The sequence below is a fragment of the Glutamicibacter creatinolyticus genome (assembly GCF_006094275.1).
GTDB lineage: Bacteria > Actinomycetota > Actinomycetes > Actinomycetales > Micrococcaceae > Glutamicibacter > Glutamicibacter creatinolyticus.
Genome location: NZ_CP034412.1, coordinates 337,587 through 353,064 on the forward strand (window position 1 = coordinate 337,587; position 15,478 = coordinate 353,064).

The window sequence follows — 15,478 nt, forward strand, 5'->3', positions numbered from 1 at the left end:
CATAGAAGTATGACGCCATCTGACGTCCGCCCCCCGGCCGGGGGGCGGAGATCAGCTGGCGTTGTTGGTGCTGTGGGGTGCGGGCGCCGGGCTACACCCGGTTGATCAGTGCCTGCAGCCGTTCGCCCATTTCAATGATGCGTTCGGCCACGACCGCCGCGGGGTCCGGGTTGATTGCGTTCTTCGGCGGCAGTACACGGATGTTCTGCGGGCATTGGAAGTCCGAGCAAATCAGCGTGCCCAGGCTGTTGCCGTTGCGTCCGCTGGCGCCCGAACGCCGGGCGTTCCACATGGTGACGGGGTTGGTGGCATTGACGTCCCGGCAAATCTCGCACATGATCGCGCGCTTGACCTTCGGGGTGGTGTCCGGCGCGCGCAGCAGCAGTGCGCGGGTCGTGCCGTCCGGGCCCGTGGCGACCAGGTAGGCGCGCTGCGGCATTTTAGGATCGCGCCAGCCCAGGAAATCATGTTGCTCCCACTGCAGGGTGGGGAAGCCTTCCGGAAGGGTGAGTTTGCGGGCCTCGGAGCGGGAGGCGTTGATGAAGCTGGAGCGGATGGTGGATTCGGTAATGGGCTGCATGAGGATGTCCTGGCGTAGGTGGGTGCGGACAAGGCGCACCGGCGGGTAGGGAGGCTAGGCCCTGCAGCGAACATCGGGGACGCGAAACGGCGGCAGCGCGCGCGGCGCACTGCCTGAGGTGGCGTTAACCCCGTCCGCCGGCAGGGGCGAACGGGCGGGGAATCCTCAAGCCCATGTGGGCCACACCCCTTTCCCGTGCCAGGCACGTATCGCAGTCAGCAGACAAGTCATCGGCGGCTCCGGCAAGGGCGGAACCAGAATGAGCCCCGCGGCGCCAGCAGCGGCACACGACTCACTTTTTAGGGTAACAGCCAACGAACGCCGAGGATCTCACATTCCCGGGGGAGATGCGCCACAAGGGGGCAGTATCGCAATACTGCCCCCTTGTGGAATCCTGCGTGGCAGGAGTCTAGCGACGTCCGCCCTGCCAGAGGGCATCGAACGGGGTGGCGCCCGAGACGCGGTGGCGGATGCCCTCGGTCACGAACTCCTTGGCGGTGCGGGCCGCCTCCAGTGGGGAGGCGCCCTTGGCCAGCTCAGCGGTCACGGCGGCAGCCAGCGAGCAGCCGGCGCCGGAGACGGCAACATCACCAATCTTCTTGGCGCGCAGCACCTCCAGGGTGGTGCCGTCGTAGAAAACGTCGATCGCGTCCTCACCGGCAATGCGGACCCCGCCCTTGGCCAGCACCGCGGCGCCGGAGGCCTCGTGGATCTTCTTGGCGGCGGCGATCAGGTCTTCCTCCGAGGAGATCGAGATCCCGGACAGCTGCTCGGCCTCGAAGTGGTTCGGGGTGACGAAGGTGGCCAGCGGCAGGAGGTTCGCCTTCAGGGCCTGGTCGGTGTCCAAGGCGTGGCCCGGTTCCTGGCCCTTGCAGATCAGCACCGGGTCGAGCACGACGTTCTTCCACGTCTGCTTCTTCAGGGCGTTGGCCACGGTGTCGATCGTGGTCGGCGAACCCATCATGCCCAGCTTGACGGTGTCCAGGCTCTCGGCGTAGCAGGCCTGCACGGCCTCGAGCTGGTCGGCGATCACCTGGGCATCGACCGGCACGAAGCGGTGGTTCCAGTTGTCCTTCGGGTCAAAGGAGACGATGCAGGTCAGCGCGATGATGCCGTAGGTGTTCAGTTCCTGAAAGGTCTTCAGGTCGGCCTGCGCCCCGGCGCCGCCGGTCGCTTCGGAACCGGCGATGGTCAGGGTGATGGCAGGGCGTTCAGCAGTGCTCGTAGAAGTCATAGTTCAAGTGTAGGGAATCGGCGGGGATGCTCAGTTCGATTCACGGGACATGACACTGATCTGTGTGGCCTTGGACCAGCCGGGCGCCAGCGGGTTGGCGTGCTGCTCCTCGGCGACCAGCAGCATCCAGCTCATCCCGTGCTGAAATGCCGAGCCGGCGAAGTTGGCCAGTACGGCCCTTCGGGCCAGGTCCGGCTGGGAGGGCGAGTACAGGTCCGGGTCGGAGAGCAGCGCGAAGTTCGAACCCAGGTGCATCCGCCCGCGGGCGACGGGGCGGTCAAAGTCGGTGACCTCCACGACGTCGTAGTTATCCATCGGTGCTTCAAAAATGGTGGAGGTATCGGGCAGTTGGACGACCTGCTCGACATCTTCGGGCTTCCCGGCCAGCAGGACGAGCGTGGCGGTGTGCTGCCAACCCTGCTGCGAAAGTTCGGTCGCGGCCTGGTCATTGCGGGCGCCGAGCAGCATCAGCCGGGTCGCGTCGGAAGGGGCCTTCCAGGAGCCCTGGGGCCAGTAGCGCAGCAGCTCCACATCATTGCCGTCCTCGGAGACCGAGCGGACTTCCTCCGGGGAGGGCACCGAGGGAATGCGGTCCCGCAGCAGGGCATAGCTGTTCGTCCATTCCGGAAGCTGTCGGGCTGCGGCGTTCATGCGGGACTCCTCTGGTGGTCAGGGCCTGGGATTCGTACTTTCGACTTTACGCCCATTTGCCGCCCCGTCCAGATCAGTGTGACCAAACCCGGGCCGGGAACCCGGTGCGTCAGGAGGCCAGGTTTCCGGCGGCAGGACGCCCGGGGTGGGTGCCCTGGGGTTCCTCGGCGTCCCGGGCTGCGGAATCATCCAGCAGCCCCAGCAGGTCATCGAACAGGGAGCGCACCACCGGCAGCCGGGAGAGAACCGCGAACTTCGCGGCAAGGGGCGCCGCATTGCGCATTAACCGGCGGGAGCGGCGTTGGTTTGCAGTGCTGTCATAGGCCCACAGGAAGAACAGCATCCGGGAGAGCAGCAGCAAGAAACGCGGCAGGTCCCGGCGGATTCCCAGCGGCGGCAGGGGTCGGGCCTGCTCGACCACCTGCTGCCACATCTTCAGCTCGGTCTCCCGGCCCGGCGCGCCGGTGGGCTCCGCCTCGCCGAGCAGCACCTTTAGAAAAGTGGGGCCAAAGCCGTGGTACGGCTGCAGTACGCCGACCGAGATATCCAGTGCGCTGCGGATATTGCTTTCCAACGTGTTGCCCTCGGTCAGGACCTGCTGGCAACGCTCGAACTGTTCCTGGCGCAGGCGCAGCAGCAGCTGCCCGACAATCTGTTCCTTGGACTCGAAGTAGTAGTACGCGTGCGACAGCGACACACCGGCCCGCTGGGCGATGACGCGCATGCTCGCCTCCCGGTAGCCGAGCTCGGCAAAGGCCTCCAGGGCGGTCTGCAACAGTTCGGCCCTGGTGTTGCGGCCCTTGCGGGTGGCTGGCTGCACGGCGGCGATTCTCCTTCAAGGCCCGGCGATCACGGTCCCTGGCTCCATTCTACGGACTTTTGAACGCGTTCAAAAATAACGGTTCGGAAACGACGGATCCAGGCCTGAATCAACTGAAGCCCCCTGTTCCTACCGGATGTTGATCGAAGAACACCAGATGGAAATGGGTTTGGGAGCCTACCCGTATCCACTGTGACGCAGCTGACTTTTGTCCCGACAGGCTGCAGGCGGCCCAAAGTGCTGTGGTTCTTCGAATGGGGCTGGCTGACCGGCGGGAACCGGAAGGGGCAACAAGCGCCGGGCAGGCCGCTGGGCCCCGCGCCATCCAAGGGGCCGAAGCGTGGGATAATGGTGGGGCAAGTGCTAATACAGCGGGGTCCGGTCGGCCCCACTTCCGGGGCAGATCGCCCCACCCCTCCAGACGGAAACCGCAGCCGGTTTCCCGCGGGCGGCGAAGTGGGAAGGCAGGCAGGACCCTGGCGAACCACTTCTAATGAGGAAAATTTCATGGGCGCATCAAACGCCAACTCCCTGACCGAACATCGCTCCAAGGCCATTTTCGCGGCCACCGGCAGCCCCTATTTCTCCACCGTCCTGGCCCTGATGGCCACCGTGGTCATCCTTTCGAACATCGGCGCCTCCAAGGGCGTGGCGTTCGGGCCGATCATCACCGACGGCGGGTTCTTCCTGTTCCCCATCGCCTACATCCTGGGCGATGTGATCTCGGAGGTGTACGGGTTCAAGGCCGCACGCCGCTCCATCCTGGTCACCTTCGCCCTGGCCATCTTCGCGGTCGTGTGCTTCTGGATCATGATTGCCCTGCCGTCGGCCGACTTCTACGACGGACAGCAGGCCCTGGAGCGCACCCTGGGTCCGGTGTGGCAGATCGTGCTCGCCTCCGTGCTGGGCTTCCTGACCGGGCAGATGGCCAATGCCTGGGTGCTGGTCAAGCTGAAGGAACGCTTTGGCGAACGTGGACTGATCGGCCGCCTGATTGGATCCAGCGGGGTTGGTGAATTCCTGGACACCCTGATCTTCTGCTCCATCGCCGCCTCGGTGATCGGCATCGCCGATGCCGCCAGCTTCATCAACTACGTGGTGGTCGGCTTCGTGTACAAGACCGGGGTGGAGATCATCTTCGTTCCCCTCACTTCCCTGGTGATCCGCTGGTTCAAGCGACGCGAGCCCGGGTACCGGGACGCTGGCCTGCAGGGCCAGGGCTAGGGCGAAATCCTCCACGCGGAGGATGCCTCTGCCACCGCGGGGCCGATAGCCTCGGAAGATGAGCGAAGCGGCCCCCACCATCGGCATTCAGGGCCTGGTCGCCGGTTACGGCGCCCAGGCCCTGTGCGCACCCCTGGACCTGCAGCTGCACCCCGGGCAGGGGGTTGGCATCATCGGGGTCAACGGCAGCGGGAAGTCCACGGTGCTGCGCGCCATCTTTGACCTGCAGGCGCCGCTGGAGGGCAGCGTGCGTTTCGTGGACGAACCGATGAACGCGGCCGCGCTGGACTACCGGCGCAAACTGGCCCTGCTGGTGGAAGACGCCGCCTTCCTTGACGAGCTGAGCGTGGCCGAACACCTGGACCTGGTCGCGCGCGGACACCAGGTCCGGGACCCGGAACAGGCCGTGGCCCGGGAGCTGGACTTCTTCGGCCTGCAACCGGTGGCCGCACACCTGCCCCACGAGCTCTCCTCCGGTCAGCGGCGCAAGCTGATGCTCGCCGCCGCCCTGATCCGGCCGGCGGACTACCTGGTGCTTGATGAACCCGAACAGCGCCTGGATCCCCAGTCCAAGGCCCGGCTGGCCGAGCGGCTCAGGCGCCGCCGCGAGCAGGGGGCCGGGCTGGTGCTCGTCAGCCACGATGCCGGCTTCATCGGGCAGTGCACCGCTCGCGTGCTGCTGCTGGACCAGGGGCAGTGGAGGGAACTGACAAGCGCGCAGGCGGTGAACTGGCTTGCCCGCTAGCATGCGCTATCCGCAACCGGCCGCCAACGCACCGGGCCTGGATCCGCGCGCGGTACTGCGCCAGGCGCGGCGGGCGCGCAGCCGGGCAGAGAAGTTCGACGCCTTTTCCGACACCTACATGTGGATCCTGCTGGTGGGTTTCGCCTTGGCCTATGCCTTTGGTTTCCTGCGGGCCTGGCTGGGGGCGCTGCTGGGCGAGTTCGCCGCGCCGGTGCCGTTGCCGAGCGCGGTGCTGCCCCTGGGACCGGTGCTGCTGGTCGGGGTCCTGGTGATCCCGGCCCTGGTGGCGCGCCTGCTGCTGCATCTGGGGCCGGCCGCGGTCAGTGCCGCCCAGGCGGTGTGGTGGCTTTCGCTGCCCATTGACCTTCGGGGGCTGCACGCCGCGGCGTTGCGCCGCGCCCGCTGGATTGGGGCGCTGGGCAGTGTGGCCGCCGGGGTGCTGTGGTTCGCCCTGTGCTGTGCGGTGCTGCCGGCCCCCACCCTGGTGCTGGCCGCTGCCGCGCTGGGAGCTGCGGTCCTGGCCGGGGTGCTGGTGGCGAACCTGGCGGTCATCGCCCAGGCCCGCGGCGCCACCAACCGGTTGCGCCGGGCCGGCACGATGCTGTTGTGGTCGGTGGTGCTGGCGTCACTGGCCGGGTGGGGGCTGGCGGTGGCCGGGATCCTGCCGGATGTGGAGGGCTGGATGCGGGACTGGGCCTGGCAGGGGTTGAGCTTCCTCGTGCTCGTCCTGGTTCTGCTGGTGCTGGTGCTGCTCACCCACGGCCCGGCCGGGCGTGCGGTGCGCGGCATTCCGCCACGGGTGCTGCGCGCTGCCGGGCAGCGGCAGCAGGTGGTGTCCGCGGCGCTGGGCGTGATGAATCCGGGGGCCGCGTTCGTGCAGGCCCCGGCCATTCGCGGGCCGCGTCCGCGGCGCCAGAAACGGGGCGCGCGGCTGCCGGTGCTGCAGCAGGTGCTGCTGACCCGGGTGTGGCGCCGAGGCCTAGCCGTGCCGCCACTGGGGATGGGTTTGGCGCTGGCGGCGGTGCTGCTGCTGGTGCGTTCGGCGGCGAACCCGATGACGCTGGCAGTTGGGTTGCTGCCCTTGCTGGTGCTGCTGATGCTGGCCGCGGCCAGCGCGGTGGAACCGCTCCTGGCCTCGGCGGCGCTGCGCCGGATGCTGGCGGCGGACCGCACCCAGGTGGTGCGCGCGGCGGCGTGGCTGATCCTGCCCGCGGCCCTGCTGGCGACCTGCCTGGCGGTGGGCGTTGCCGCCTGGTTGTTCGTGCTGCCCTCCTGGACGGCGGCACTGGCCGGGGTGCTGCTGGCCAGCGGCGGGGTGTTCGCCGGAGCGGTGCAGCGGGCCGGGCGCGGGCACCAGGACTTCTCAGGCCAGCTGCTGGCGGCCGGCACCAGTACCGAGGGGTTCGCGGCGGTGGGGTATTCCCTGTCCGGGGTGCTTCCGGTGTTGGCCGGGGCCGCACCGCTGCTGGCGGTGCTGCTGGGCACCACCGACCTGCCCTGGGTGCTGTGGGCCGTGGGCGCACTGGCCTGCGGGGGCGTCCTGGCGGCGCTGCGCGGGAAGGCAGCCTGAGCTTCCTCCGGCCGTTAGGCCGGCTGGCCCTGCGGGTCGGGTTTGCCGGCGTAGTACTTGGCCATGACCTCGTCCTTGAACTCGAAGAACGTGCCCTGCTCGATCGCCTGGCGGGCGGATTCGACCAGGTTCACGGTGAAGTGCTCATTGTGGATCGAGATCAGCGTGTGGCTGAGCAGCTCCTTGGCCTTGTACAGGTGGTGGATGTAGGCCCGGGTGAAGTGCTGGCAGGCGTAGCAGGTGCAGCCGTCGACCAGCGGGGTGAAGTCGCGCTTGTAGCGGGCCCCGGAGAGGTTGAAGCGGCCGTGCGGCGTGTAGAACGCCGAGTTGCGCGCCACCCGGGTGGGGGAAACGCAGTCGAAGGTGTCGGCCCCGTTTTCGATGGCGGTGAAGATGTCATCCGGTTCGGAGATTCCCAGCAGGTGCCGCGGCTTGTCCTCGGGCAGTTCCTGCGCGCACCATCCCACGATGGTGCCCAGGTTTTCCTTCTCCAGGGCCCCGCCGATGCCGAACCCGTCAAAGGCCATTGCCCCCAGATCCCGGCAGGCCTTGCGGCGCAGGTCTTCGTACTGGGCGCCCTGGATGACCCCGAACAGGGCCTGGTAGGGCTTGGTGCTGCGCTCGTCGGTGAGCCGGAAATGTTCGGCGATGCAGCGTTCGGCCCAGCGCCGGGTGCGCTCCAGCGACTCGACCTGGTAGCCGCGCGAGTTCTGCAAGGTGGTCAGCTCGTCAAAGGCGAACATGATGTCCGCCCCGATCTGGTGCTGCACGCCCATGGAGATTTCCGGGGAGAAGCGGTGCATGGTCCCGTCCAGGTGGGATTTGAACCAGACCCCGTCCTCGTCCACGTTGGCCATGCGTTCCTTGCCGGGGGCGACCGCATCATCCGGGCCGGACTGGTCCACCGACTTCATGTCGATGACCTTCTTGAACCCCGACCCCAGGCTCATCACCTGGAAGCCCCCGGAGTCGGTGAAGGTCGGGCCCTGCCAGCCCATGAACGAGCCCAGTCCGCCGGCGGCGTCCAGGATGTCCGCCCCGGGCTGCAGGTACAAATGGTAGGCGTTGGCCAGCACCGCCTGGGCGCCCAGCTCCTGGACCTGCACCGGGGTCAGTGCCTTGACCGTGGCCTTGGTGCCCACCGCGATGAACGCGGGGGTCTTGATCTGCCCGTGCGGGGTGGTGATGGTTCCGGTGCGCCCGGGCAGGGTGTTGCCCTCGCCGTCCGTCAGCCGGGTGCCGACCTGGAAGGAGAACTCGGCTTGCTGGGGGTGGGCGGCGGCGGGATCAAAAGTTGTTTCTGGCACCTATCTAGTGTGCCGCATGCGCGCACCCGTGAGGAAAACGACAGGTGGCGGCGTGGAACAAACTAGGCAATGCGCGGTGCAGCGGACAAGAATGGACAGCGGAAGGCCGCGGGCCGCCGGAAAGCGGTGGGGCCGTGGGCGCAGGTGGTGTCGTTGGGCAAGGGAGGCAGCGTGGGTTTGGAGCAGCCGGGACTGCGTGGAGCATTGAAGTCGCTGGTGACGCTGGGCCCTGCCCGCAATGACCACTGGATCGGGCTGCGCACCGCGCTGGGAATCTTCCTGCCGCTGCTGGTGCTGATGCTCGTGGACCGGCTGGATCTGATGGTGTTCGTGGTCTTCGGCGCGTTCACCGGCGTCTACGGCCGGGTGGACGGGTACTGGAACCGGCTGCGCATGCAGGTGCGCTCGGGGCTGCTGTTCTTCGCGGTCATCACCCTGGCGCTGGCGGCGTCCACCTGGTGGGTGGCCCATGATGACCCGGAACTGAAGTCCTGGCAGATCGTGGGGGCGACCACGCTGGTGGCCGGGATCTGCTCGGTGCTCGCCGGGCTGCTGCGGTTGCGTCCGGCCGGTTCCCTGTTCCACATCTTCGCGTTTGCCGCGATTGCCTCCATCCCGCATCCGGTGCCGTTCGCCGACGCGCTGATCGCCACCGGGGCCACCATGGCCCTGGCCGTGGGGATCGGGGCGGCCGGGGCGGTGGGCCAGTGGGCGAACGTCTGGCAGCGCACGAAGCTGCCGCCGTTGTCGGACAACGTGAAGAAGGCGATCTGGTGGGAGGGGCTCTTCCACATCCTGACCGCCGGTGCGGCCGGGGCGCTGGCCAACATCGTGGGCAGCCAGCTGGCGGCCGGGCACAACTACTGGGCGATGGTCGCCGCGGTGGTGCCGTTGGCCGGGCACACCACCCGGCTGCGGGTGCGCCGCGGCATCCACCGTGTGCTGGGCACCTTGGTGGGCATGATCCTGATGGCCGCGCTGATTCTGATCAACCCGCCGCTGTGGGTGCTGGTCGGCTGCATTGGTCTGTTCCAGTTCATGACCGAGGTGCTGGTGATGCGCAACTACTTCTTCGCGCAGATCTTCGTCACCCCGCTGGCCCTGGTGGGGGTCACGCTGGTGACCGGGTTGTCCACGGCCGTGATGTATGACCGGATTGTGGAGACCGTGATCGGCTCGCTGGTGGGCATCATTGGCGTGCTCGCCGGCAGCGCCTTCGGGCGGATGCTGCTGCGTCGCCGCGCTGAGCAGGCATAGCCGCCGGCGCTTCGGTGCCGGCACCGCCGCCGGACGGAGGTCCGGTGCGGCGGCGCGGGCGGTGGATTGGCGGTCGGGTTAGACGTTGATGCCCACGTGGGCCATGGCCTGGCGCAGGATGTTTTCCCGTCCGCCCACGAACTCGGACTGGATCTGGCTGCTCAGCGCCTCGGCGGGTGACAGCCAGCTCAGTTCCAGGGCGTCCTTGCGCGGGGTTGACTCCCCGCGCACCGGCACGATGTAGCACATGGCCACCGCGTGCTGGCGGTCATCGGTCAACCCGGTCTCGCTGGGGGCCGGGAAGTATTCGGCGACCGTGAACGGCACCGGGCTGGCCGGCAGCTGCGGCAGCACCAGGGTGCCCAGGTCCTTCTCAATGTGGCGGATCAGCGCGGCCCGGATGGTCTCGCGGTACATGACCCGCCCGGAGACGAAGGTGCGGCGCATGCGCCCGTCCCCGTCCCCGGTGAGCATCAGGCCCACCTCGTTGACGTAGCCCAGCGGGTCCAGCCGGACGGGGATCGCCTCCACGTACAGCATGGGCAGGCGTTGGCGGGCCTCGTAAAGATCCTCTTCACTCAGCCATCCCGGATAGGGGTCAGGTGTGCGCACGTTCATACTTCCCATCTTCTCCCACAGCCGGGCGAATGGAACAGAAGCTGACCCGGTGTTGCGCAACTCACTGGCGAAGGTACCCTCCGGGGGTAGTCAGCAGCCGCGCAGGACGGTAAACTTGTTGGGATTCTTCAATCACTTGCGGCGCGATGTCGGGCCCGCCCTTTCAACCACGCGACCATCCACTCGAGCGGGGACCAAGATGACCAATGCCACCGAGCGCCTGAGCGCCAAAAACTTCACCACCATTGCGGTGCTGATCGTCTCGACTTTCGTGGTCATCCTCAACGAGACGATCATGAACGTTGCCCTTCCCGTGCTGATGGGTGAATTCCAGGTCACCGCCGACACGATCCAATGGCTGACCACCATCTTCATGCTCACCATGGCGGTGGTCATCCCCACCACCGGGTTCCTGCTGCAAAAGCTGAGCACCCGGCAGGCCTTCGTGCTGGCCATGGGCCTGTTCACCCTGGGCACCGCGCTGGCGGCGCTGGCCCCGGGCTTCTCGGTGCTGCTGGGGGCCCGCATCATCCAGGCCTCCGGCACCGCGATCATGATGCCGCTGCTGATGACCACCATCCTGGACCTGGTGCCCCCGGAGCGCCGCGGCGTGCTGATGGGCAACGTGTCCATCGTGATCTCGGTGGCCCCGGCGGTCGGGCCGACCCTGTCCGGGCTGATCCTGCAGTACCTGTCCTGGCGGTTCATGTTCATCGTCATCATCCCGGTGGCGGTGCTGGCCCTGCTGATCGGCACCCCACGGCTGGATGCCACCGCCCAGAGCTCGCAGACCCCGCTGTCGGTGCCCTCCCTGCTGTTGGCCTTGCCGGGCTTCGGCGGCCTGGTGTACGGGCTGAGCCGGCTCTCGGCCGCGGGGCTGAGCGCCGTGAACGCCACCGTGCTGGTGGTGGCGGTGCTCTGCCTGGTGGCCTTCACCCTGCTGCAGGCCCGCCTGCAGCAACGCGATGCGGCGCTGCTGGACCTGCGTTCGTTCACCTACCGGCCCTTCACGCTTTCGCTGCTGCTGATGGTCTTTGCCATGGTGGCCCTGTTCGGGGTCATCATCCTGCTGCCGATGTTCTTCACCTCGGTGCTGGGCCTGGACACGCTGGCCACCGGCTTGATCATGCTGCCCGGCGGGCTGTTGATGGGTCTGCTGGCCCCGTTCGTGGGCCGACTGTTCGACAAGGTCGGTGCCCGGCCGCTGCTGGTGCCCGGCGGGGTGATCCTGACCGCGGTGCTGCTGGGCTACGCGCTGGTGCTTGATGCACAGACCCCGGTCTGGCTGCTGGTGGTGATGCACCTGGTGATGAGCCTGGGCATGGCGCTGATCTTCACCCCGGCGTTCACCACCGCGCTGAACCCGCTGCCGCACCACCTGCATTCGCATGGTTCGGCGGTGCTCTCCACGCTGCAGCAGCTGGGTGGGGCCATGGGCACCGCCCTGGTGGTGGGCGTGGTCGCCGCCACCACCGGTGCGCGCGCCGCCGCCGGCGTGGATGAGCTGGATGCGACCATCCAGGGCTTCTCCGCCGGTTTCAGCGTCGGGGTGGTCTGCGGCATCGGCGTCATCGTCATCGGGTTCCTGCTGGGCGGCAGGCAGCAGGCGCCGGTTGCCGAGGAGGGCGCCCTGTCCACCCACTAGCCAAGCGGGTGGATCCTACTGAGCAGGCCGCATCCGGGATTTGCCCGGATGCGGCCTCTTCAATTTCCGCGCGGGCCGAACTAGGCTGAAGTCGAAACCACATCAGTAAGTGAGCATTAACCGAATGTCGGTGGTGGCCACGACGGCGGAGGGGTAGCGGATGCAAATCAAGAATGCGGTGGCACTGGTCAGCGGCGGCCTGTCGGGATTGGGGCGGGCCACCGCCCAGACCCTGGCCGAGGCCGGGGCCAAGGTCGTGGTGCTGGACCTGCCGCGGGAGGACGGGGATGAGCTTGCCGCGCAGATCGGGGCGGGGGTCAGCTACTGCGCGGCCGACGTGACCAGCGCCGAGCAGGTGCAGGCGGCCGTGCAGGCCGCCGCCGCGCGCGGGCCGCTGCGCATCGTGGTCAACTGCGCCGGGGTGGCCACCCCGGGCAAGGTGCTGGGCCGCGAGGGGGTGCTGCCGCTGGAAAAGTTCGCCAAGGTCCTGGAAATCAACACCATCGGCACCTTCAACGTCATCCGGCTGGCGGCCGAGGCCATCAGCCAAACCGATGCGCTGCAGGACGAGCAGGGCACCAGCGAACGCGGGGTCATCGTCAACACCGCCTCGGTGGCCGCATTCGACGGGCAGATCGGCCAGCCGGCCTACGCGGCGTCCAAGGGGGCGGTGGCGGCCATGACCCTGCCGCTGGCCCGTGAGCTGGCCCGCCACCAGATTCGGGTGATGACCATCGCCCCGGGGATTTTCGAAACCCCGATGATGTCCGGGCTGCCGCAGGCCGCCCAGGATTCGCTCGGCGCCCAGGTGCCGCACCCTTCCCGGCTGGGCAAGCCGCAGGAATATGCCGCGCTGGTGAGCCACATCGTGGCCAACCCGATGCTGAACGGGGAAACCATCCGGCTGGACGGCGCGATTCGGATGGCGCCGAAGTAGGGGGCGGTTCTACCCCGAGGAATCTTCCGGCGAGGTGCTCCCGGGGTCGGCGGGGTGGGAAGCGTGGTGCCGGGCGGCCCGGTGCTCGGCGTGCGTGACCTGGTGACGTCGGGTCTCGGCGGCGATCAGCACGATCACTGCGCCCAGGGCGGTGCTAACGGGCAACCACCATGGAAGCCCGGGGTCCCGCCACTGGCCAAGGGCCACCGGCAGCATCCCGGCAAGGAAGCCCACGGCCACCGAATGCCGCCCCCGTTCACCGTGGGCGGCGGCCGCGCCCAGCACGGCCAGCACCAGGACCGCCACCAGCCCCGCCCACGCCTGCTCGTCCCATTGCGTGGCGGAGAAGAACAGCTCGGTGGTGAAGACCAGCCCGTAACCGGTCAGCAGCCCCAGCGGCACATCGGTGCCCAGCCGCTCGGTGAGGTTGCCGGCGGTGTGCCGATTCAGCTCCCGCAATCCCAGGGCCGCGGCCCCCGTGGCCGCCACTGCCGCCACCACCGCCGTCCACGGCAGGAACGCGGCCGCCAACACCTGGCTGCAGCCGAACAGCGCTGCCGTGCAGGCCAGCAGCGGGCCGGCCGCCCGCTGCCGACGGGCGCTGCGCTGGGTGGGCAGCAGCGCAAAGAGCCCGGCCCCGAATACCGCGAACGCCAGGACCGGCCAAACCGCCACCTGGCTGGCACCGGTGCTCCACAGGGCGGTCGCGGTGCGTGCCACGCCGGCGGCGCCCAGCGTCAGGCCGCTGAGCGTAAACAACACGGTGGCCAGCAGCTGCACCCCCAAGCGGTAGTGATCCAGCGCCTCCACCGGCGGGGCGCTGCGCAGGTCCGGGGCCGTGTAGGGCAACGGAACCGCGCTGCCGCCGGCGGGACTGGCTGCGTCGCTGCTCATGACGGACCTCGCTTCCCGGGCGGGCGGAGCCGCCCACGGCTGTGCCACCCAGCCTAGGAGGAATGCCCGGCCCTGACCAGCGCCCGGCGGGAAGCGCCCGGCGGCTCACGCTGCCGGTGGGGCCTCCAGCAGCTGCTGTTGGGAGGTGAAACTGCGCGCCTGGCCGCTGAGCGGGTCGGTGAACGCAATGGACTTGGCCAGCAGCTGCAGCGGACGGTCGTAGTCATCCGGGGCCAGGTCCCACAGCCTGGGGTAGAACGCGTCATTGATGATGCCCAGGCCCAGCGAGGCCAGGTGGACCCGCAGCTGATGGGTCTTGCCGGTCAGTGGATCCAGGTCCAGCAGCGCCACCGGAAGGCCGCTGAAGTGCCCGGCACTGCGCCCCAGGGCGGCCAGGCTGATTCGGGTGCGGGCATTGGGCTCGCCGTCCTGCACGATGGAGCGCAGCTGGCCCTTGACCTTGGTCATCCGGTTGGCGAAGTCCAGGGGCAGGCTCTCGATGAGTTCGCGCAGCTGGGCGGGGCTGCGTTCGGCGATGATGTCCCCGGCCTGCAGCACCTTCCCGGTTTCCAGTCCGGCCCCGGGGGCCAGCGGAACCACCGCCTGGTAGCCCTTGCGGATTTCGCGGCGTTCAAACAGGCTCTGGTAGGCGCCGCGGGTCTGCGGGTTGACCGCAAAGAGGATCACCCCCGCGGTGGCCCGGTCCAACCGGTGCATCGGCACCAGCTCATCGATCCCCGTCTGGTTGCGCAGGCGCACCAGCGCGGACTGCTGGATGAACCGTCCGCCCGGGGTGGTGGGCAGGAAATGCGGCTTGTCCACCGCGATCAGGTGCTCGTCCTGGTGCAGGATCCGCGCCTGGAACGGGATCGGCTCCTCTTCCGGCAGGGAGCGGTAATACCAGATGAAGTCGTGACGCCCCAGCGGTGTGCCGGCATCCAGCGGCTGCCCGCCCAGCCCCACGATCTCCCCGTCATGGAAACGGCGCAGGATCCCCGCCGGGTCAACATGCCCGAAGCGTTCGAGCAGGTAATCGGCCACGGTGGGCCACGGGCCGGAGCCGGGCAGGCGCAGCCGGGTGGCGTTCACGCCGTTGCGCACCGGTAGCGGGGAGAGCATTGCCATGGGTTCTATTGTTCCAGCTGTTGGCAGTGCGGGCAGTAATAGCAGTCTCGTTCGTGCTGCCCGGATTCCTCGGCCAGCTTCAGCAGCCGGATCCCGGTGCCGCAGCGCAGGCACGGTTTGCCGGCCCGCCCGTAGACCCAGAACGGGTCCCGGGTGCGGGCGGTGCCGGTGGTGACCCGCCGCCCGCGGTCCTTGTTCGCCTGAATCAGCCGGTGGGACATGGCCACCACCTGATCCAGCTGCGCCACCTGCCCGCACGGGGTCAACGGGTGCAGCCGGGTCAAAAACAGCACCTCACAGCGGTAGATGTTGCCCAGACCGGCCAGCAGGCGCTGGTCCAGCAGCGCGGTGCCGATGGTGCGCCGCGGATCGCAGCGCAGGTTCTCCGCCGCCAGCCCGGGATCCCAGTCCGGGCCCAGCAGATCTGGTCCCAGGTGGCCCACCAGCTCGGATTCCTGGTCGGTGGGCACCAGGCGCAGCTGCTGGATGTCGTAGCCGACCACGTCCGCCGACTCGGTGCGAAGGATCACCCGGGCGGTATGGGCCGGGCGCTTGAAGCGCTCGCCGGGAACGTAGAAGTCCCAGCGCCCCTCCATCATCAGGTGTGAATGCAGGCTCAGCGTCGGCTGCTCACTGTCCGGGTTGTGCAGGCGCAGCAGCAGGTGCTTGCCGCGCGGAACCACCTCGGTCACCCGGTACCCGGCCAGGTTGGTGGTGGCCAGCTGCGGCACCCGGAATTCGGTGGAGCGCAGCACCTGCCCTTCAAGGGCCGTGCGCATGCGCCGCGCCAGGCGGTAGACCGAATCTCCTTCGGGCATTGTTGCTCTTCCTCCTGCATCGGGAAGCGCCGGCCGGGTCGCGTCGGGTCCCG

Annotated in this window: 15 protein-coding genes; 6 read left to right on the plus strand and 9 right to left on the minus strand. The window is 68.4% G+C overall.

The features are described 5' to 3' along the window. Positions 1-91 precede the first annotated feature (91 nt). The 4 genes from GcLGCM259_RS01605 to GcLGCM259_RS01620 all read right to left on the minus strand — a co-directional run bounded on the left by GcLGCM259_RS01605 (position 92) and on the right by GcLGCM259_RS01620 (position 3,285). A complete protein-coding gene (locus GcLGCM259_RS01605; RefSeq protein ID WP_138925556.1) occupies positions 92-580 on the minus strand; it encodes an FBP domain-containing protein in 489 nt (162 codons plus the stop codon). 409 nt (positions 581-989) lie between these two features. Next, positions 990-1,814: a bifunctional hydroxymethylpyrimidine kinase/phosphomethylpyrimidine kinase gene (gene thiD / locus GcLGCM259_RS01610; protein ID WP_138925557.1), complete on the minus strand. Its 825-nt coding sequence runs from the start codon at positions 1,812-1,814 to the stop codon at positions 990-992. Positions 1,815-1,844: 30 nt separating this feature from the next. Then, entirely contained in the window at positions 1,845-2,465 is a 621-nt protein-coding gene (locus GcLGCM259_RS01615) for a hypothetical protein (RefSeq protein WP_138925558.1), read from the minus strand. A 109-nt stretch (positions 2,466-2,574) separates the two neighbouring features. Next, positions 2,575-3,285, minus strand: coding sequence for a TetR/AcrR family transcriptional regulator (locus tag GcLGCM259_RS01620; protein ID WP_138175142.1), 711 nt, complete (start codon positions 3,283-3,285; stop codon positions 2,575-2,577). Between the two features lie 507 nt (positions 3,286-3,792). On the opposite strand from GcLGCM259_RS01620, the gene GcLGCM259_RS01625 reads away from it, so the two are divergent. Genes GcLGCM259_RS01625 through GcLGCM259_RS01635 form a run of 3 tightly spaced genes read left to right on the plus strand, consistent with a single transcriptional unit; the run spans position 3,793 to position 6,824 of the window. Next, positions 3,793-4,509: a queuosine precursor transporter gene (locus GcLGCM259_RS01625; protein WP_138175140.1), complete on the plus strand. Its 717-nt coding sequence runs from the start codon at positions 3,793-3,795 to the stop codon at positions 4,507-4,509. A gap of 58 nt (positions 4,510-4,567) precedes the next feature. Continuing rightward, positions 4,568-5,254: an ABC transporter ATP-binding protein gene (locus GcLGCM259_RS01630; protein ID WP_138925560.1), complete on the plus strand. Its 687-nt coding sequence runs from the start codon at positions 4,568-4,570 to the stop codon at positions 5,252-5,254. A 1-nt stretch (position 5,255) separates the two neighbouring features. Beyond that, complete coding sequence (locus tag GcLGCM259_RS01635) at positions 5,256-6,824, plus strand: hypothetical protein (protein WP_175419290.1); 1,569 nt, start codon at positions 5,256-5,258, stop codon at positions 6,822-6,824. A gap of 14 nt (positions 6,825-6,838) precedes the next feature. On the opposite strand, the gene tgt is transcribed toward GcLGCM259_RS01635, so the two are convergent. After that, the gene (tgt, locus tag GcLGCM259_RS01640; RefSeq protein WP_138175134.1) at positions 6,839-8,131 is read right to left on the minus strand and encodes a tRNA guanosine(34) transglycosylase Tgt; all 1,293 of its coding nucleotides are present in this window, start codon (positions 8,129-8,131) and stop codon (positions 6,839-6,841) included. 171 nt (positions 8,132-8,302) lie between these two features. Here tgt and GcLGCM259_RS01645 point away from each other — a divergent pair, with 171 nt between their 5' ends. Then, a complete protein-coding gene (locus GcLGCM259_RS01645) occupies positions 8,303-9,388 on the plus strand; it encodes an FUSC family protein (RefSeq protein WP_175419291.1) in 1,086 nt (361 codons plus the stop codon). A 78-nt stretch (positions 9,389-9,466) separates the two neighbouring features. Here the strand turns inward: GcLGCM259_RS01645 and GcLGCM259_RS01650 are convergent, their stop codons facing one another. Continuing rightward, entirely contained in the window at positions 9,467-10,006 is a 540-nt protein-coding gene (locus tag GcLGCM259_RS01650) for an NUDIX hydrolase family protein (RefSeq protein ID WP_054821910.1), read from the minus strand. 199 nt (positions 10,007-10,205) lie between these two features. On the opposite strand from GcLGCM259_RS01650, the gene GcLGCM259_RS01655 reads away from it, so the two are divergent. Continuing rightward, positions 10,206-11,651, plus strand: a complete 1,446-nt coding sequence (locus GcLGCM259_RS01655; RefSeq protein WP_138925563.1) for an MDR family MFS transporter — start codon at positions 10,206-10,208, stop codon at positions 11,649-11,651. Between the two features lie 160 nt (positions 11,652-11,811). Continuing rightward, positions 11,812-12,588 (plus strand): SDR family NAD(P)-dependent oxidoreductase, encoded by a 777-nt coding sequence (locus GcLGCM259_RS01660; protein WP_138925564.1) that lies wholly within the window; start codon positions 11,812-11,814, stop codon positions 12,586-12,588. 9 nt (positions 12,589-12,597) lie between these two features. Here the strand turns inward: GcLGCM259_RS01660 and GcLGCM259_RS01665 are convergent, their stop codons facing one another. The 3 genes from GcLGCM259_RS01665 to GcLGCM259_RS01675 form a co-directional block, all read right to left on the minus strand. After that, positions 12,598-13,482: a hypothetical protein gene (locus tag GcLGCM259_RS01665; RefSeq protein ID WP_138925565.1), complete on the minus strand. Its 885-nt coding sequence runs from the start codon at positions 13,480-13,482 to the stop codon at positions 12,598-12,600. Positions 13,483-13,587: 105 nt separating this feature from the next. Continuing rightward, positions 13,588-14,601: a pseudouridine synthase gene (locus GcLGCM259_RS01670; RefSeq protein ID WP_175419471.1), complete on the minus strand. Its 1,014-nt coding sequence runs from the start codon at positions 14,599-14,601 to the stop codon at positions 13,588-13,590. 11 nt (positions 14,602-14,612) lie between these two features. Next, positions 14,613-15,425, minus strand: coding sequence for an Fpg/Nei family DNA glycosylase (locus GcLGCM259_RS01675; RefSeq protein ID WP_138925567.1), 813 nt, complete (start codon positions 15,423-15,425; stop codon positions 14,613-14,615). Positions 15,426-15,478: the final 53 nt, after the last annotated feature.